The organism is Serratia sp. Tan611, from assembly GCF_905188235.1.
GTDB classification, from domain to species: Bacteria; Pseudomonadota; Gammaproteobacteria; order Enterobacterales; family Enterobacteriaceae; genus Serratia_B; species Serratia_B rhizosphaerae.
Map to the genome: position 1 here is coordinate 2544656 of NZ_LR994655.1, position 17223 is coordinate 2561878.

17 protein-coding genes are annotated in these 17223 nt (G+C 57.5%); 7 read left to right on the forward strand and 10 right to left on the reverse strand.

The window, feature by feature from the left end; all coding sequences use genetic code 11:
• Positions 1 to 65: 65 nt before the first annotated feature.
• Positions 66 to 635: a TetR/AcrR family transcriptional regulator gene (locus TAN611_RS11975; protein ID WP_197949531.1), complete on the reverse strand. Its 570-nt coding sequence runs from the start codon at positions 633 to 635 to the stop codon at positions 66 to 68.
• A gap of 356 nt (positions 636 to 991) precedes the next feature.
• Between TAN611_RS11975 and TAN611_RS11980 the strand changes: the two genes are divergently transcribed.
• The 3 genes from TAN611_RS11980 (at position 992) to fdhA (ending at position 4208) form a co-directional block, all read left to right on the forward strand.
• The gene (locus TAN611_RS11980; RefSeq protein ID WP_203066492.1) at positions 992 to 1783 is read left to right on the forward strand and encodes an SDR family oxidoreductase; all 792 of its coding nucleotides are present in this window, start codon (positions 992 to 994) and stop codon (positions 1781 to 1783) included.
• Between the two features lie 41 nt (positions 1784 to 1824).
• Positions 1825 to 2841 (forward strand): NADP-dependent oxidoreductase, encoded by a 1017-nt coding sequence (locus tag TAN611_RS11985; protein WP_203067782.1) that lies wholly within the window; start codon positions 1825 to 1827, stop codon positions 2839 to 2841.
• Between the two features lie 179 nt (positions 2842 to 3020).
• Positions 3021 to 4208, forward strand: coding sequence for a formaldehyde dehydrogenase, glutathione-independent (fdhA, locus tag TAN611_RS11990; protein WP_203066493.1), 1188 nt, complete (start codon positions 3021 to 3023; stop codon positions 4206 to 4208).
• Between the two features lie 115 nt (positions 4209 to 4323).
• On the opposite strand, the gene TAN611_RS11995 is transcribed toward fdhA, so the two are convergent.
• From TAN611_RS11995 to TAN611_RS12025, 7 genes are all read right to left on the reverse strand, one after another.
• The gene (locus tag TAN611_RS11995; RefSeq protein WP_203066494.1) at positions 4324 to 7413 is read right to left on the reverse strand and encodes an efflux RND transporter permease subunit; all 3090 of its coding nucleotides are present in this window, start codon (positions 7411 to 7413) and stop codon (positions 4324 to 4326) included.
• Positions 7410 to 8519, reverse strand: a complete 1110-nt coding sequence (locus TAN611_RS12000) for an efflux RND transporter periplasmic adaptor subunit (protein ID WP_187044663.1) — start codon at positions 8517 to 8519, stop codon at positions 7410 to 7412. The genes TAN611_RS11995 and TAN611_RS12000 overlap by 4 nt, the downstream gene beginning before the upstream one ends.
• 74 nt (positions 8520 to 8593) lie before the next feature.
• Entirely contained in the window at positions 8594 to 9208 is a 615-nt protein-coding gene (locus TAN611_RS12005) for a TetR/AcrR family transcriptional regulator (RefSeq protein ID WP_105231206.1), read from the reverse strand.
• 155 nt (positions 9209 to 9363) lie between these two features.
• On the reverse strand, positions 9364 to 10104 hold the full coding sequence (locus TAN611_RS12010; RefSeq protein ID WP_238404464.1) for an NADPH-dependent F420 reductase: 741 nt from the start codon (positions 10102 to 10104) through the stop codon (positions 9364 to 9366).
• 35 nt (positions 10105 to 10139) lie between these two features.
• Entirely contained in the window at positions 10140 to 10496 is a 357-nt protein-coding gene (locus TAN611_RS12015) for a MarR family winged helix-turn-helix transcriptional regulator (protein ID WP_234008571.1), read from the reverse strand.
• Between the two features lie 243 nt (positions 10497 to 10739).
• Positions 10740 to 11633, reverse strand: a complete 894-nt coding sequence (locus TAN611_RS12020; RefSeq protein ID WP_105233352.1) for a PhzF family phenazine biosynthesis protein — start codon at positions 11631 to 11633, stop codon at positions 10740 to 10742.
• Between the two features lie 82 nt (positions 11634 to 11715).
• Complete coding sequence (locus TAN611_RS12025) at positions 11716 to 12144, reverse strand: putative T6SS immunity periplasmic lipoprotein (RefSeq protein WP_105233354.1); 429 nt, start codon at positions 12142 to 12144, stop codon at positions 11716 to 11718.
• 446 nt (positions 12145 to 12590) lie between these two features.
• Between TAN611_RS12025 and TAN611_RS12030 the strand changes: the two genes are divergently transcribed.
• The gene (locus tag TAN611_RS12030) at positions 12591 to 12935 is read left to right on the forward strand and encodes a GlpM family protein (protein WP_105231209.1); all 345 of its coding nucleotides are present in this window, start codon (positions 12591 to 12593) and stop codon (positions 12933 to 12935) included.
• 24 nt (positions 12936 to 12959) lie between these two features.
• Here the strand turns inward: TAN611_RS12030 and TAN611_RS12035 are convergent, their stop codons facing one another.
• Positions 12960 to 13901, reverse strand: coding sequence for an AraC family transcriptional regulator (locus TAN611_RS12035; protein WP_203066495.1), 942 nt, complete (start codon positions 13899 to 13901; stop codon positions 12960 to 12962).
• Positions 13902 to 14062: 161 nt separating this feature from the next.
• On the opposite strand from TAN611_RS12035, the gene TAN611_RS12040 reads away from it, so the two are divergent.
• The 3 genes from TAN611_RS12040 (at position 14063) to TAN611_RS12050 (ending at position 15770) form a co-directional block, all read left to right on the forward strand.
• Positions 14063 to 14896, forward strand: coding sequence for an oxidoreductase (locus TAN611_RS12040; protein ID WP_203066496.1), 834 nt, complete (start codon positions 14063 to 14065; stop codon positions 14894 to 14896).
• 136 nt (positions 14897 to 15032) lie between these two features.
• Positions 15033 to 15254, forward strand: a complete 222-nt coding sequence (locus TAN611_RS12045) for a hypothetical protein (protein ID WP_105231212.1) — start codon at positions 15033 to 15035, stop codon at positions 15252 to 15254.
• Between the two features lie 69 nt (positions 15255 to 15323).
• Positions 15324 to 15770: a hypothetical protein gene (locus TAN611_RS12050; RefSeq protein WP_232251552.1), complete on the forward strand. Its 447-nt coding sequence runs from the start codon at positions 15324 to 15326 to the stop codon at positions 15768 to 15770.
• A 93-nt stretch (positions 15771 to 15863) separates the two neighbouring features.
• Here TAN611_RS12050 and TAN611_RS12055 read toward each other — a convergent pair whose 3' ends face one another.
• Positions 15864 to 17036: a Gfo/Idh/MocA family protein gene (locus TAN611_RS12055; RefSeq protein WP_203066497.1), complete on the reverse strand. Its 1173-nt coding sequence runs from the start codon at positions 17034 to 17036 to the stop codon at positions 15864 to 15866.
• Between the last annotated feature and the right edge of the window lie 187 nt (positions 17037 to 17223).

Consider the following 17223-nt stretch of genomic DNA (forward strand, 5'->3'; position numbering starts at 1 on the left):
ATCCGATTGAAATTAAAATACCCCCTAAATGTATTTTTAAGTTTTCACTATTTTTAACGCCACTTTCACTTTGTCCCGAGTAGCGCTGTTTTTGCTGCCGAAAGGAAACGTTCGGAAATTTCATCCCCTTCCGTTGCCCTTGCCAACATCAACGCCCCCGCCATCAGCGCTAGCTGTGTCAGATGCTTGTCGGCAGGCGCCGTATCCGGTTTATCTTCCTCAATCGCGGCCAGGCGCTCTGCCATTTTTTTGACGCCAGCTTTGTAAGTCTCGCGAACCGGCTTTTCACGATCTTTACGCAACACATCGCTGGCCAGCGCCGAGACCGTACATCCGCTACGGGTGTTATCACGGTGTTCCGTTGAAAGATAGTATTCAACCAGTTGTGCAAAGCTGCCCATCTCGCCTTGATCCAGGAAAGCATCCGTATCATCAAATGCCTGACGGCAGGCCAACGCCTCTAACTCATCCTTGGAACTAAAGTGGCCATAAAAGCCGCCATGGGTCAGGCCGACGGCCGACATAATGTCGTTTACGCTGACACCGTCAAGCCCCCGCTCACGAAACAGTTCTGAGGACGCTTTAATGATATTTTTTCGGTTATGTTCCATCTGTTCTTTAGATACGCGTCCCATTTTTCCTCCTGTAGCCCGTAATATCAGCGCGGATCAATCGCTCCAACCGCCGCATCCCCAGCCTGTCTGGCGTGCGGCGGGATGATGTTAACATACTCCGCCCCGCGGCAGAGAGCAGCAATCTGGTGGATATAAGCCCATTGCTTCTCATTTCAGCCACCCTGTGTGGCTAGTGTGGATTCATCGTACATACCACCAGCCATTGAATCCCTACCCAGCCCCCCACTCACAAACGCCTGAACGTTTGGTATCGATCGCCTTTCATTTTAAATGATGGTTGACATTTATTATACATGTCGAGCATCATTTAAAAAAGCATGCGTTTTTGCCACAACCACAACCTAAGAGAGATTGCGATGAAAGACACCACCTCGGTATTAATCACCGGCGCTTCAACGGGAATCGGCGCTGTTTATGCGGATCGTTTTGCCCGCCGTGGACACAACCTTATCCTGGTTGCCCGCGATACCACGCGTATGGCGGCGCTGGCTGAACGGCTGCGTGAGCAATATAACGTGAGCATCGACATCCTGCCGGCTGACCTCAGCCAGCCTTCAGAGGTCGAAAACGTGGCGCAGCGGCTGCGGGACGATAAGGACATCACCGTGCTGGTGAATAACGCCGGGATGGGTCTGTCAGGCAGCTTTACGTCGCAGAGCGCTGCCGATATCGATCGGATGATAGCCGTAAATCTGTCTGCGGTTGTCCGCCTGGCGCACGCCGTGGCGCCGCGTCTGGCTGCGGCCGGCAACGGCGCCATCATCAATATCGGTTCCGTCGTTGGGCTGGCTCCTGAACTCGGCCTGACGGCTTACGGCGCCACCAAAGCGTTTGTGCAGTTCCTCTCCCAGGGATTGAGCCTCGAACTTGCGCCGCAGGGGGTATATGTTCAGGCCGTGCTGCCCGCCGTGACGCGTACCGAAATATGGCAGCGTTCGGGGGCGGACATTACGACGATGAGCGGCGTGATGGAAGCCGGCGATCTGGTGGATGCGGCCCTTGCCGGTTTTGACCGCCGCGAACCGGTGACCATTCCCCCACTGCACGAAGAACGGCTATGGACGGAGTTTGACCAGGCGCGTCAGGCGATGCTGCCAAACTTCCAGCAGGCGCAGCCGGCGCCACGTTATACCCGTGATACCGAGTAACCCGGCAATCTATCTCCCTTAAAGAGCGACGGACATACATGATGAAAGCACTACAGCTGAAAAGTTATGGTAAATCAGCCCAGTTACAGTTTGAAAATATCCCCCGACCGGCGATCAACGATGATGAGTTGCTGGTCATGGTTTATGCCGCAGGGCTGAATGCGATCGACTGTATGATCCCGACAGGGAGTTTTAAACCCATTCTCAAGCTGACGCTGCCCGCGGTTATGGGCAGCGATCTGGCCGGAGTGGTTGAGGAAGTCGGTAAAAACGTCACCCGCTTCAAGCCGGGCGACGCGGTATTCGCCAGCCTGTTTGATATGGACCAAGGGGCGCTGGCGGAATATGCCGCGGTGCCTGAGCGTGCCGCCGCCCTGAAGCCGGCCAGCCTTGATTTTATCGAGGCGGCGTCCCTCCCGATGGTTGCCCTGACTTGCTGGCAGGCCTTTTCGCGAGCGAAGTTAAGCGCCGGCCAGCGCGTCTTTATCCCTGCCGGTTCCGGCGGGGTTGGGACATTCGCCATTCAGCTGGCAAAACATCTTGGCGCCAGCGTCGGCACCACGACCAGTGCGGCCAACATGGAATTGGTCAGCGCTCTGGGGGCCGATGAGGCGATCGATTACAAGAAAGCCGACTTTGATAAAATCCTGAGCAATTACGATCTGGCGCTGGCAACCGTTCGGGGTGACGGTCTTGAAAAGACGCTTGAGATCCTGAAACCCCATGGCGAGGTTGTTTCTCTCGTCGGTCCGCCGGATCTTCCGTTCGCCCGTCAGCGGGGAATGAATAGCGTGATGAAAGCGCTGTTCTGGCTGTTAAGCCGGAAAATCATCAGCCGCGCCGCCCGCCGCCAGATCCGCTACTCTTTCCTGTTTGTTTCGCCAAACGGTGACCAGCTATCAGAGATTGCCGCACTGATTGATGCCGGAAAACTGAAGCCGGTAATCGATAAGACTTTTTCATTTGCTGACAGCATCAACGCGTTGTCTTATCTCGCCGCTGGCCATGCAAAAGGGAAAGTTGTCGTGCAACTGACAGACTCGCCGTCCGCATCCTGACAATAAACGCCCCGCATGTCGCGATCAGGCAGGTTATAAGAATTCCCTATGTCGTTATCAGATCAGTGGCAGGAACGCCATTCACCTAGACTGGGCGTGCAGAACCAGTGCGCTATCGCGGTACTTAGTGCTCACTCTGCTTCAGAGATAGACATCTTACAGCATGATATGGAGCAACTATGGGACACTCATCAAACAGAGGCGTTGTATACCAGGGGCTGGGAAACGTTGAGGTGATGGATATTGATGAACCAAAGTTCGTCAGCCCGTCAGGCAAGAAAATCGACCACGCGGTAATTCTCAAAGTTCTGTCGACCAACATTTGCGGTTCGGACCAGCATATGGTCCGCGGCCGCACCACGGCGCCGGCCGGCATGGTTCTGGGGCATGAAATCACCGGGGAAATCATTGAGAAAGGTTCCGATGTTGAAATGCTTAACGTCGGCGATATTGTCTCCGTCCCCTTCAATGTGGCGTGCGGCCGCTGCCGCTGCTGCCGCGAGCTTGATACCGGCGTGTGCCTGACCGTTAACCCGGCGCGCGCGGGCGGCGCCTTTGGCTATGTGGATATGGGCGGCTGGGTCGGCGGACAGGCCAAATACGTTATGGTGCCGTATGCCGATTTCAACCTGCTGAAATTCCCCGACCGCGATCAGGCGCTGGCAAAAATTCTGGATCTGACCATGCTGTCAGATATCCTGCCGACCGGCTTTCACGGGGCGATCACCGCCGGCGTGGGCGTCGGTTCTGTCACCTATGTCGCCGGCGCCGGCCCGGTGGGTCTGGCTGCTGCGGCCTCCGCGCAGATCCTGGGTTCAGCGGTGGTGATGGTCGGCGATTTTAATAAAGAACGCCTCGCGCACGCCGAAAGAATGGGCTTTGTGCCGATCGATTTAGGCAAACACGATCGGCTTGGCGAGATGATCGCCGAAGTGGTCGGCGTGCCGGAGGTCGATTCGGCCATTGATGCGGTAGGCTTTGAAGCCAAGGGCCACTCCGGTAAAGAACAGCCGGCGGTAGTGTTGAACAGTATGATGGACATTACCCGCGTGGCTGGCAATATCGGTATTCCGGGGCTGTATGTAACGGATGACCCGGGCGCCCATGAGCAGGCGGCGCGCGAAGGATCGTTAAGCCTGAAGTTTGGTCTCGGCTGGTCCAAGGCGCAAACCTTCCATACCGGGCAGACGCCGGTTCTACGCTACAACCGGCAGCTGATGAATGCGATTTTGCATGACCGCCTGCCGATCGCCAAGATTGTGAATGCCAAGGTGATCCCGCTGGAAAGCGCCGCCGAGGGCTATGCCAGCTTTGATGCCGGCGTGGCGGCGAAATACGTTCTGGATCCCCACGGCATCCTCGCTTAATCATGATACGTTCACGTTTGTTCTGACAGTTAGCGGCGGGTCTGCTGCTATCTGTCAGGTTATCCCGCCTTCACCCCGTGAACGGGCGGGCATACCCCGCCACGTTCACATCCTGCTAATCCGTTATCGGGGTTCCTGCCTGTTTTGCGCCCTCCGGGCGGATTTTGAACCAGATGGCATACATCGCCGGCAGGAACACCAGCGTGATGATGGTGCCGCCGAACGTGCCGCCGATGAGGGTATAAGCCAGCGTCCCCCAGAACACCGAGTGCGTCAGCGGGATAAACGCCAGAATTGCCGCCAGGGCGGTCAGCAACACCGGTCTGGCTCTCTGGATGGTCGCCTCCACCACCGCATGGAACGGCGCAAGCCCTTCCTGTTCGTTATGGTGGATCTGGCCAATCAAAATCAACGTGTTGCGCATCAAAATGCCCGACAGCGCAATCAGGCCAACCAGCGCATTAATGCCGAAAGGCTGGTTAAACAGCAGCAGCGTCGGCACCACCCCAATCAGCCCAAGCGGCGCGGTAAGAAATACCATCACCATCGCCGACATTGAGCGTACCTGCAGGATAATAATCAACAGCGTGATGGCAATCATGATTGGAAACAGCGGCGCCATCGCTTTGGTGGCTTTGCCGGACTCTTCAATCGACCCTGCCTGCTCAATGCGGTATCCGGCCGGCAGTTTATCCACGATCGGCTGCAACTCTTTGGTTATCGCCGCAGACACATCCGGCGGCTGCAGGTTTTCAGCAATATCCCCGCGCACGGTAATCGTCGGGGTACGGTCCCGGCGCCGCAGTACGGGATCTTCCATTCGCACGTCAACCTCGCCAATCTGCGACAGCGGCACCCGCTGGCCAGCAGACCCCACCAGGGTAAAACCGGCTATTTTGGCCGGATCGAGCCTGATATCCCCCGCCGCGCGCCCCATGACCTGCACGGAACGAATGTCTTCGCGCACTTCGGTGATCGGCACGCCGGAAAGCAGAAACTGAAGCTGCTGGGCAACGGCATTTGATGTCAGCCCGACCGCCTGCAGTCGGTCCTGAACGAGCGTAAAATGCAGCGTCGGCACCCGCGGCCCCCAGTCGGTATTGACGGTCCTCATCATCGGGCTGGCCTGCATGACGGTTTTCACCTGCTTTGCGATCTCGCGCAGCCTGGCGGGATCCGTCCCCATAACGCGGTAGGCCACCGGATACGGGGAATACGGGCCAAACACCAGCTGCGTCACACGCACGCGGGCTTCAGGCGCCAGCCCGTTGGCCGCCGCTTCACGCAGCCGGAACTTGAGCGCTTCACGCGCTTCCTGGCTGTCCGTCAGCACCACAATTTTGGCAAATGATGGATCGGGCAATTCTGGCGCCATGGCCAGATAGAAACGCGGCGAACCCTGCCCAATGTAAGCGGTGACAATTTTTGCTTCTTTTTGCTGATGTAACCAGTCTTCAATTTTCGCCGTTGCGGCATGGGTCTGTGCTATTGAGGTGCCATAAGGCATTTGTACTTCTACCAACACTTCCGGGCGATCGGAGGTGGGGAAAAATTGTTTTTTAACCAGCCCCATGCCGAGAATGGCCGCGGTAAATATGCCAAGCACGGCGCCTGCCACCAGCCATTTGCGCGCGATGACGCGGGTCAGCAGCCGGCGAAAACGGTTGTAATGACGCGTGTCGTAAATCGCCGCGTGGCCCCCTGCCACCGTTTTGATTTTCGGCAGCATTTTCACGCCCAGATAAGGCGTAAATACGACCGCCACCACCCAGGATGCAATCAGGGCGATGCCCACAATCCAGAACATGTTGCTGGTATACTCGCCGGCAGTGGACTGCGCAAAGCCGTTGGGCATAAAGCCAACGGCCGTTACCAGCGTACCCGCCAGCATCGGAGCCGCCGTATGGCTCCAGGCATAGGCGGAGGCTTTGATGCGGTCATAGCCCTCTTCCATTTTCACCACCATCATTTCGATGGCGATGATGGCGTCATCGACCAGCAGGCCCAGCGCCAGAATCAGTGAGCCCAGCGTGATACGGTCGAAGTTTTTGCCGGATGCCTCCATCACCACAAAGACGATCGCCAGCGTCAGCGGCACCGCCGCGGCGACGACAACCCCCACGCGCCACCCCATACTGATAAAGCAGACCACCATCACCACCAGCAGTGCGACAAAGAATTTGATCATGAACTCGTCGACGGCTGAGCTAATGTTGACGGACTGATCGGTGACCTTGGTCAACGCCATGCCCAGCGGCATATCCGCATTGATGTTGGCCGTTTCCGCATCCAGAGCCTTCCCCAGCTCCAGTCCGTTCCAGCCTTCGCGCATCACGATGCCGAGCAGCAGCGCCGGTTCCCCCTGATTGCGCACCAGGAAAGTCGCCGGATCTTCATAACCACGTTCCACGGTTGCGACGTCTGAAAGCTGCAGGGTTCTGCCCTGTACGACGATGGGCGTCGCGCGGATCGCATCCAGCTTGTTGAAGGCGCCGTCCAGACGGATAAAGACCTGCGGCCCGCGCGCATCAATCGACCCTGCCGGCGTCAGGACGTTCTGACTGTTCAGCGCCGAGAAAATATCCTGGGGAGAAATACCCAGCGTCGCCAGCCGGTCATGGGAGAAGGAAACAAAGATGCGCTCCGACTGCTCGCCGATAATATTGACCTTCTTAACCCCCGGAACGTGCAACAGCCGCTGGCGCAGTGATTCAGCATCACGCACCAGCAAACGCTGCGGCACCCCCTTCGCCTTCAGCGCGAAGAGCGCAAAGGTGACATCGGCAAATTCATCGTTGACCATCGGCCCGATGACGCCGGCCGGCAGGTTTTTTGCCTCATCATTAATTTTCTTGCGCGCCTGATAAAACTCTTCCTGCACCTGCGAAGGCGGCGTGCTGTCCTGCAGCGACAGCATGGTGAAGGCCATACCGGGGCGGGTGTAGGTTTCGCTGCGATCATACCACTTCAGCTCCTGCAGACGCTTTTCCAGCGGTTCGGCAACCTGGTCCTGCATTTCCTGCGCCGTCGCTCCCGGCCAGGCGGAGATAATCGTCATCTGTTTGACTGTAAACGGCGGATCCTCCGCACGCCCCAGCCCAAAGAACGCGAGGATCCCGGCCACGGTAATCAGAATAATCAGGAATAAGGTGATGGAACGCTCGCGAACGGCAAGCGCCGAAAGATTAAAACGCCCGTCGCTCATGGTTTGCTCCCGGCTACGCGGGCATCGCCCTGTTCAGCCATTCTGACGGTCTCGCCGTCATGCAGCAGATGCGCGCCCAGTGCAACCACCCGATCGCCGGGTTTGAGGTTACCGCTCACGCTTGCCGCATCGTCCCCCAGACTCAGCACCTGAACCGCCCGCCACGTCACCCTGGCAGGCTTGCCTGAAATACTCCAGACCCCCGGACCTTTACCCGGGTCGTAGAGGGCGGCCAAAGGCACCTGCATAACATCGCGGGCTATTTTATCTTTCGCTATTTGCAGCGTAACGGTTGAACCCAGCGGCGCACCCGCCAGCGCACCTTCCAGCACATACCTCGCCTCGAAGGTGCGGGTCACCGGGTCGGCCGCATTGGACAGCAGGCGCAGTTTCGCCGCCACTGCCTGAGTATGGTTTCCGTATAGTGAGGCCCGCGCCTCGCTGCCGATAGCCGGCCGCAGCGTCTCGGGCAACTGCACGCTGGCCTCACGTTGCCCTGCTCTGGCGAGCCTGACCACCGGCTGCCCGGCACTGACAACCTGCCCCGGTTCAGCCAGCGTATCCATGACCACGCCGTCGGCATCGGCCAGCAATACGGTATATGCCGACGCATTTTTCGCTACGTCAGCCTGCGCCTGGGCGGCACTGAGCTCTGCCCGGGCCGTGTCAGCGGCGGCTTTTATTTGGGCGTAGGCGGAGGCGGATACGGCGCCGGTAGCAACCAAACCGCGATAGCGCGCCTCATCACCCGCCGTCTGTCTGGCGCGCGCCCGTGCGGCAGCAACCGCCTGTTGCTGAGCCTTGGCCTGTAGGTTCAGATCGGCGGGATCGAGACGCATCAACGGTTGCCCGCGCTCAACGGTCTGGCCGGTATCAACAAGACGCTCAAGGATTTTTCCTGACACCCGGAAGCCAAGATCGCTTTGCGTCCGGGCAACGACAACGCCGGTGAACGCGCGGGAAGCATCGACGGCAGCGGCCACCGCCGCCGTTCTTACCAGAGGGGGCTGATTGCGCGGATCATCGCTCCCCGACGTGTCGCCGCATGCCGCCAGGGCAAAGGACAACGAGCAAATGGCAATAGAGACAGGTTTGAGCCTGAGCATGGGTTCCCTTATTGAGGTAACAGGACAGTAACCGCATTCTCAGACTAGTGACCAATATTGTCAATAGTCACCATTCAAGGCGACAGGCTTCTCAGTATCAATGACGACAACAATACGGCAGCCGATGAGGCCGTTTCCAGGTTGTACTGCAGCTGAACCGGGTTGATGTAAGGCCGCATGACCAGGTATATCGCATGCGCCGCCTCATCCAACGGCGTTTTTCGCTCGAACTCGCCGTTCTGCCGGCCCTCAAGGATGATTTGCTCGATCAGTTGCCGCAGACGCTCCTCATGCGCCGCGGCTGAAGGCCAGCTGTCACGGGCAGCGACCGCAGCGATGTCATAAAGCTTGCGATCGTGAAAAAACAGGTCGCTGCCGGCTTCCGTCAGGGCTTTGAATAGGCGTCTCAGCTTCTCGGCGGCCGTCGGCGCATCGGCGATGGCCGCATGGACAATCTCCATGATCATCGCCAGCCGGTTACTGCAGATCACCTCGCCGATCGCCTGCTTGGAATCGAAAAACTTATAGATATACGCCTTGGAGAAACCGATCGCTTTGGCGAGATCGGACACGGTGGTTTTTTCGTAGCCAAAGTGCCCGAAATGCTCGGTGGCGGCGTCCACGACCTGATCGCGGACGCTGTGGTCCGCGGGGCCCCGTGCGGGGGTTGTATTGATATGTTTAGTCATTTATCCAGCTTAGCGTAATGCGCCCTGAGCGACAACAAGTGACCAATTTGCGATAAGGTTACACGAGTGGTTCGACCCAGGGCTTCCCTATTATTCCTGTGGCGTGCTGTTACGTCGTGACCGGCAGGGGGAATTGTCCGTCGCCAAACGCCCCTCTACCGTGGAGCGGTTACCGCCCGGTTGCGGGCCACGATGCGATCGTGGGTCAGCGTTTCGCCCGCAGACATAAACTCATCCAGCAGCACATCCCTGTTTTTCGCTGCGCGGGCTTTATCCGCATGCTGCAGAGCCGCCTTTAGCTCGGCAGGAGACAATTCCGTACAATAGGCAGGCGTGCCGGGTTGCTGACGCCAGGATTCTGCCAGTTGGCCCGCATTGACAGGCTCGAATCCCGTGTCACTGACCAATGCCATGGCAATGGATTTGGCGTTTTCATCATCTCCGGCCACGGGAATCGCGATGCGTTCAGCGGCGCCGTCCGGCAAGCCTTTATCCGCCAGCGTGGCGGCAAGCACCGCATTCCACGCTTTGATCAGAGGCCGTCCGAGCTGCTCGCTGGCCCAAACGCCCTCCGGCTTGCCCTGCTCAATCTCGGCGATAGCGCCATCGCGGAACGGATAATAATTTGAGGTATCAATAATCGTCACGCCGGCTGGCGCGTTGCTCAGCCAGGTCGCGACGTCGGTGTGGTTAGCAAACGGGATGGCCAGGATAATCACCTCGGCGTCACTGACGGCCTCTTCCCGGCTCACCGCCACGGCGTTGGCCTGGCGGGCGATATCAACGATCGTCGCCGGCCCCCTGGAGTTTGCCAGCTTCACGTGATGGCCGCAGGCAGAAAGTTTACTCGCCAGTGTCGCGCCGATGCTGCCTGCGCCAATAATGCTGATATTCATTGTAGGTCTCCTCAGTATCCTGAATCGTTTATGACTTATTCCGCTGCCGGATGCGCAAAGTCGTTGAGCGTATCGCGCAGCTGAACCAATCCTTCCTCCGTCAGCTGGCACGCCGAGCGGATTTTGTCGGTGACGGACCAGAGTTCCTCACGCAGCGCTTCGCCACCGGCGGTCAGCGTGATCAGCACCCGGCGTTCATCGCTCGGATCGCGCCGGCGCAATACCCTGCCCGAAGCCTCCAGCCGCTTTAGTAAAGGCGTTATCGTCCCGGTATCCATCCCCAGACTGTTACCCAGTTCCCCGACAGAACGCGGCGTCCCGCTGAACAGTTCCAGCATCACCAGGTACTGCGGGAAAGTCAGCCCCAGCGGGTCGAGAAAAGGTTTGTGCATCCGGTGCATCCGGTTTGCCGCACCGTACAACGCGAAGGAAAGCTCTGTGCCAATCCCCCGCGGCTCTCTTTTATTCATCGTCATCGCCAAAATCTGTTGGTTGATATTCTAGTGCACTAGATAAAGTAAGCGAATTCTCCCGCCATCAGCAAACAATATCAATGGATGATCGTGCGCTGCCGCGAGAAAGCGGACTTCAAATATCTGACCGAAGCCGGCTCTGCTGACGGAGCCGATCCGGCGTCACAGGCTAAATGTCCCTTCCATCGTGATGACGCTGTTGCCTCCTACCCGGATACACGGCCTTGTCGACGTGGCGTCATAGCTTGCACAAAGTAAACTTGCACGCCCCATATCTACCCCCTGGCTGACGCGCAGAGACAGCAGCGTTTTACCATGGCGCTGTGCCAACAGAGCCGTCACCGCCGCGGTCGCACTGCCTGTCGCCGGATCTTCCGTCATACGGGGAGTAAACATGCGCGCCTGCAGGTCGCACCGCTCTTCGGGAGTGGTGTCTGACGTATACGCATAGATTGACACCGCACCATCAAGCGGCAGAACGGCACGAAATCCCTGCAGATTTGGCACGCAGCGGCGAAGCGCATCACGGGACACCAGCTCCACCACAAGGAAAGGCAAGCCAACCGAAACAACCTGCGGCCTATGCACTTGTGTGCGGATATCTTCCGTTGCCAGTGAAAGGCAGGCGGCCACGTTTTCCAGACTGACTTCGGAACGGCATGACAATGCCTCTGGCGCCAGAAGCTCTGCGCCGGTGACTGCCCCGTTGTCTTTTATCAGCCTGACCGGCACCAGACCGGCGCCTTCCTCAAAAAGCACAGTATCAGGAAGCGCCTCTCCCTTGACTGCGGCATAGCTTGCCAGCACAAAAGCGGTGCCGACATTAGGATGCCCGGCGAACGGAATTTCACGCGATGGCGTGAAAATTCGGACGCGTGCCGTATTGGACGTCTCTTCCGGAGGAAGCACAAACGTTGTTTCACTATAACCAAATTCAACGGCAATCCGCTGCATCTGCTCCGTGCTCATCCCCTCGGCGTCTAAAACGACCGCGACAGGATTACCGAGAAACGGCCGATCCGTAAAAACATCCGCAATAACATAGCGTCTTTTCATCGTCTGCCCTGAGTTGACTGTTATAGGTATTAAACGCATTTTGGTGCTTAGGTGCCACCATCCTGTTTGGCGGCATTATGCATCAACGCGTTATCTCCGCGTCAGTGAGCGGTATATTTCTAACTTGCCCGCCCGATAACTCAATCCCGGCCACCACGCTTCTTGATGATGTGCTCTCCGTCGGCGAGGCCAGTATATATTGCACGATAAATTGCCCTGTTAGCGGAAACTGATAAAACTCGGGGGGGATACACAGCATGCCGTTTTTTACCGTTAAATCGGGTGAATCGGTCACCGATAATCGCTGCGGCGGAGTATTCCTGGGATTTATAGAGATAAGAGATGGCTGATAGTCTTTGCTGTCAGGAACCTGGAAACAAACGTCTTCCCCGACCTTACTCGCCGTGGCTGTCTCGTCAGACGTTAGCCTGTCGCCAGTTCCGGGACATCCTGACAGCAGAAGAACCGATGCGAACAGCAAAGTGGCACGATTTAAGATTTTAGTTTTCATCATCATCCCCATGGGAAATAACGCATTGCTTCCTGATACTGTCGTCGGATAACAGACTCGGAGAAGTCGCCATCTAACGTGACGTCGCCCCTTCGTTTGAGTGTCAACCAAACCGGATAGCCGTAATTATGGAGGATAAAGTAATCAGCGATAATCTGGGCCTGTTGTTCCATAGGGTAACGTCTCAAGGGTCTGCCATCTAACCAATTCACTCATACGTTCCCTCCTTTTATCTAAAAATAACATATAAATAGGTCAAAACACTCCCTGATTTTTACTCATACAAAGTGAGATATGTATTTCAATATCCTAACGGCCATATCCTGCATATCACCTTGCCCCCTGTTTCGCTACACCGCCAAACCCGCCCCACTTTGCACGTGCAAAAAACCAACAGACGTGCCAACATAGCCAAATCAGTGGCTTAAAGCTTACAAGGGTACGATATGGGGCTGGGAATCAAGGCGTTAATCGGTGCGCTGGTGGTCATTCTGATCGGCGTATTATCCAAATCACGCAACTACTATATTGCCGGTCTGGTTCCCCTTTTTCCTACCTTCGCCCTGATCGCCCACTATATTGTCGGCACCGAACGCTCTCTGGAAGATTTACGCACCACCATCCTGTTTGGCATGTGGGCGGTGTTCCCCTACATGGCCTACCTGGTTTCGCTCTATGTGCTGCTGGGCTATGTCAAACTGCCGACGGCGCTGACTGCTGCGGTGGTGTGCTGGCTGGTCGCCGCCTGGCTGCTGATTCTGGCCTGGAACCGCTGGCACGGCCAGGGATAATACGGCCACGCAGCATTCCCCCGTTCAATGCGAAGAGACAAACGCTGAAGGCGTCATCGACGCGGGTATGGCGAAGGTGCGTTTCATTCGCTCAACCTCTTGCAGCGGCGTCAGCCCGAACAGGCGCTTGAACTCACGGCTGAACTGCGAAACGCTCTCATAACCCACCCGGACGCCAGCGGCCGACACCGTGAAGTTATTGCGCAGCATCAGCAGGCGAGCCTGATGCAGCCGCGTCGATTTCAGGTATTGTATCGGCGAAGTATTGGTCACAGTTTTGAAATGGCTGTGGAAGGTCGGCACGCTCATGCCGGCTTCCTGCGCCAGCGCCGCCACATCCAGATGTGAAGCGTACTCGGCGTGCAGCTTGCGCAAGGCTTTCGCCACCTTGCCAAACTGGCCCTGCATCGTGAGCGCGCTTCTCATCACCGGCCCCTGTTCGCCGCTCAGCACCCGGTAGTAAAGCTCCCGCAGCATCGACGGCCCTAGCACCTCCGCATCCAGCGGCGACGCCATAATCTGCAGAAAACGCAGTACGGAACGGCTGAGCGGCGCATCCATGCGGCTCGACATCATACTGCGCGGGGCGTCGGTATCGGCAACACCGCGGCCATCCAGCGCCAGCATCAGGTCGGCGGCCAAGTTAAAATCCAGCCGGATGTAAATCGCCAGCATCGGTTCCGCCGCGCTGGCGTCCGTTTCCATGGTGAACGGCACCGGCACCGAGACCATCAGATAATGCTGCGCATCATACAAATAGACATCATTTCCCAGAAAACCGCGCTTGCTTCCCTGCACCACAATCACGATCCCCGGCTCATACAGCACCGGCGTGCGCAGCAGCGGCCGGTTGGAACGTAAAAAACGGACATCGGGCAACGCGGTGAGGTTATAGCCTTCATGCGGCGTCAGACGATCCAGCAGCGTAACCATCTGGCGGCGGATCTGTCGGGATGTGTGTGTCATAGCGCCTGTGCTAGCCGTGGGAGGGATTTCCAGTGTGCCACTGCGGTTCTGACGCGTCCAGCCCGCTCATAGGAATAGGCAAAACACCGAGAGGATCCGGGCTACGCGCAACGCTTCCCCCGCCGTATGCTGGCGGCTCTACATAACGGAGGGAATACCTGATGACATCAGCAAAGTTATTGTTTATCACCGGCGTCAGCAGCGGGTTTGGCCGCGCGCTGGCGGAACAGGCGCTGCAGGCCGGGCACCGGATCGTCGGCACGTTAAGAAATGAACAGGCTAAAGAAGCGTTCGAGGCGCTGTCGCCCGGCCGGTGTTTCGGCAGGATCCTGGACGTTACGGACTTCAGCGCCATTCCGCCGCTGGTTGACGCCGTAGAGCAGGACATTGGCGCCGTCGATGTGCTGGTCAATAACGCCGGTTACGGCCATGAAGGCGTGATGGAAGAGTCACCCATGGATGACATGATCCAGCAGTTTAACGTCAACGTCTTTGGCGCCGTCGCGCTGATTAAAGCGTTTCTGCCCTATTTCCGCGCACGACGCGCTGGCCATATTCTTAACATCACCTCAATGGGCGGATTTATCACCATGCCCGGCATCAGTTACTACTGCGGCAGCAAGTTCGCTCTGCAGGGTATTTCAGAAACGTTAACGCAGGAGCTGAAGCCATTTAATATTGCCGTGACGGCCGTTCAACCGGGATCTTTCCGCACCGATTGGGCCGGGCGTTCCATGGTGCGTGCGGCACGCAGCATCAGCGATTACGACCGCAGCTTCGCTCCCATCCGTGAGACGCGCATGAAGCGCAGCGGCCATCAGCCCGGCGATCCGGTTAAAGCGGCCAGTGCCATTCTGCAGTTACTTGACAGCCCCGCGCCCCCGACGTCGCTGCTGTTGGGGAGTGATGCCGTAACGCTGGTCAGGGACAAGCTGCAGCGGATGATCACCGAGATCGATGCCTGGGAAGCGGCCAGTCGCTCAACTGACGGCTGACGCAGCGCTCTGATTCCCCGCGCAGCGCTCGTCCGTATGCGCAATCGCGACCAGGGTTGGCGCAACGGTAAAGCCTTACCTATGATTAAACGCAAACGTCTCAAGGACAGGTTGTCTTTTAAACGCGGGGAATCACATGCGAACGGTATTGTTTACGGCGGCAGTAGTACTTTTATCCGGATGCGGGCTCAGTGACGAACTTGATGCGATCACGCTGGAAAATCACCAAAAAGTCTGTGACGGCTATGGTTTTACCCGGGGAACCGAGGCGTATGCCAATTGCCTGATGCGGCAGGATGAACTCGAAGATGCCGATGAACAGCGCGCCTTGGACCGGGAGGCGAGAAAGAAAAAATAGCCCTTCAGGCGCTGCCAGCCAACCCTGTGGGCAGCGCGTTTTCAGCAGGTGGCGGAGGTGTTTTTCGCTATGCCTGACTCCACTTTTTATACTCCAGGCCACCAAACAACGCGAGACCCGCAAATGAGAACAACAGCACTGGCGTTTACCCTCCCGCTCTTCTTATTTACCGACCTGGCCAGCGCCGCTGACGGTTGCGCACCGCTGAAAACCACGATTAATGCAGACAACAGGCATGTTTATCAGGAATTGGTCCAAAGCGCGTTAACCGAGAAAGTAAAGTTGGCAACCATCGACATCACCGAGGTGCTGGCCGAAGATAAATGGCTGGCCGTTTTTGCATCCACGGAGATCTCCGATCCCGGCGTGTTTTTCTTTAACGACAATAAATTTATTGATGTCTGGGGCGGGATGGTGGAAGCAAAAGAAAAACGCACGGTAACCCAATGGGCACATGGCCTGCACGTACCGGGGACATTAACGCAATGTTTCTTTAAGGGCATTGTGATTAAGTAGGCAGTATCCGTTACTCAGCGCCAGAACGGTAATTTCCCTATCGCCGCTCTGGCCGTTTCGCGCAGCGCCACCTCGCCGGCTGCGTTTGTCCGACTAACTAAACGCCACCCAGCTGGCGCCGTTGTCTGCCGAGCGGACGCAGTTTTCCACCCAGCGCACCCCCATTACGCCGGCGTTCACATCGGGATACCAGAAGTCTTTCAGCAGCGCTTCATCGTGACGATCGCTGGCGTCCATGGCGACGGCAAAGCGGCGATACAGATTCGACCAGGCTTCGAACAGCCCTTCCGCATGGCCGCCGCCGATGCGATCGTCCTGCAGCGCCAGCGCGTCCAGATAGCCCATGCCGCGCTCCAGAATGCGCACCGGCTCGCCCTGCACTTCAAACCGCAGCTGGTTGGGCTGTTCATCCCACCACTCCAGGCTGGCCTTTTCGCCGACGATGCGGATTTTCTGCCCGTGCATCGAACCGCTGTTGACCGCCGAACACCACAGTGAACCGATGGCGTCGTTATCAAATTCCATCAGGACATGGGCATTATCTTCCAGCGGCGCTCGGCTTTTGACAAAACTCTGGCGCGAACACATCAGGCGCTGAATTTTCAGCATCGGCGCCATGGTCTCCGCGAGGAATAAAGTATGGGTTGCCAGATCGCCCAACACATAGCTGGGGCCGACAAAGCGCGGGTCAACGCGCCAGCGGGTGCTGGGGTTGTCCTGCTCAACCGGCTGGGCGTGGAAACCATGACAGAATTGCATATTAACGATGCGGATCTCGCCGAGCTGTCCGTCGGCAATCATCTGCCGCGCCTGCAAAATCAGCTGATGGCCGGCATAGCCGTAGGTCACGCCGATAATTTTATTCTGCCGGCGGCTCAGCGCGGCCAGTTCCTCGGCTTCCTGACTGTTGAAGCACAGCGGCTTCTCACAGACCACATGCAGACCGGCCTCCAGCGCCGCACGGCAAATGGCATAGTGCGTGTTATTGGGGGTCGCGATGGAAACCGCCTCAATGCCGTCTTCCCGCGCCGCCTCTGCCTGAAACATCGTCTGATAATCCGCATAGCAGCGCTCCACCGGCACCCCCAGGCTTACGCCAAATGCGCGTCCGCGCTGCGCATCAATATCGAAAGCGCCGGCCAGCAGCGTAAACGTGCCGTCGCGCAGCGCGGCGGAACGGTGAATATAGCCAATCTGACTGGTGCCGCCGCCGCCCACCATGCCCCAGCGCAGCGATCTCTCCAGTGGTTTAACGCCATTAATCATACTGCTGTCTCCTGTTTAAAACCGACGGACTGTAAGTAACGCAAACTTTCGCTAACCAGCGGTTCAATCGCGCCGGAAATCACCGAGGAATCATAGTCAAACAGCAAATGGCCATCACGTAGCGGATATGATGTTTTGTGCCTGAAGCCTTCATGCGTTCACGCTGTCGAGGAAATGCCCTCAGTAT

Excerpts from the sequence above, each read along its gene's own strand:
- TAN611_RS11975 (WP_197949531.1), bottom strand. The coding sequence starts at position 635 with ATGGGACGCGTATCTAAAGAACAGATGGAACATAACCGAAAAAATATC.
- TAN611_RS11980 (WP_203066492.1), top strand. The coding sequence starts at position 992 with ATGAAAGACACCACCTCGGTATTAATCACCGGCGCTTCAACGGGAATC.
- TAN611_RS11985 (WP_203067782.1), top strand. The coding sequence starts at position 1,825 with ATGAAAGCACTACAGCTGAAAAGTTATGGTAAATCAGCCCAGTTACAG.
- fdhA (WP_203066493.1), top strand. The coding sequence starts at position 3,021 with ATGGGACACTCATCAAACAGAGGCGTTGTATACCAGGGGCTGGGAAAC.
- TAN611_RS11995 (WP_203066494.1), bottom strand. The coding sequence starts at position 7,413 with ATGAGCGACGGGCGTTTTAATCTTTCGGCGCTTGCCGTTCGCGAGCGT.
- TAN611_RS12000 (WP_187044663.1), bottom strand. The coding sequence starts at position 8,519 with ATGCTCAGGCTCAAACCTGTCTCTATTGCCATTTGCTCGTTGTCCTTT.
- TAN611_RS12005 (WP_105231206.1), bottom strand. The coding sequence starts at position 9,208 with ATGACTAAACATATCAATACAACCCCCGCACGGGGCCCCGCGGACCAC.
- TAN611_RS12010 (WP_238404464.1), bottom strand. The coding sequence starts at position 10,104 with ATGAATATCAGCATTATTGGCGCAGGCAGCATCGGCGCGACACTGGCG.
- TAN611_RS12015 (WP_234008571.1), bottom strand. The coding sequence starts at position 10,496 with ATGCACAAACCTTTTCTCGACCCGCTGGGGCTGACTTTCCCGCAGTAC.
- TAN611_RS12020 (WP_105233352.1), bottom strand. The coding sequence starts at position 11,633 with ATGAAAAGACGCTATGTTATTGCGGATGTTTTTACGGATCGGCCGTTT.
- TAN611_RS12025 (WP_105233354.1), bottom strand. The coding sequence starts at position 12,144 with ATGAAAACTAAAATCTTAAATCGTGCCACTTTGCTGTTCGCATCGGTT.
- TAN611_RS12030 (WP_105231209.1), top strand. The coding sequence starts at position 12,591 with ATGGGGCTGGGAATCAAGGCGTTAATCGGTGCGCTGGTGGTCATTCTG.
- TAN611_RS12035 (WP_203066495.1), bottom strand. The coding sequence starts at position 13,901 with ATGACACACACATCCCGACAGATCCGCCGCCAGATGGTTACGCTGCTG.
- TAN611_RS12040 (WP_203066496.1), top strand. The coding sequence starts at position 14,063 with ATGACATCAGCAAAGTTATTGTTTATCACCGGCGTCAGCAGCGGGTTT.
- TAN611_RS12045 (WP_105231212.1), top strand. The coding sequence starts at position 15,033 with ATGCGAACGGTATTGTTTACGGCGGCAGTAGTACTTTTATCCGGATGC.
- TAN611_RS12050 (WP_232251552.1), top strand. The coding sequence starts at position 15,324 with ATGCCTGACTCCACTTTTTATACTCCAGGCCACCAAACAACGCGAGAC.
- TAN611_RS12055 (WP_203066497.1), bottom strand. The coding sequence starts at position 17,036 with ATGATTAATGGCGTTAAACCACTGGAGAGATCGCTGCGCTGGGGCATG.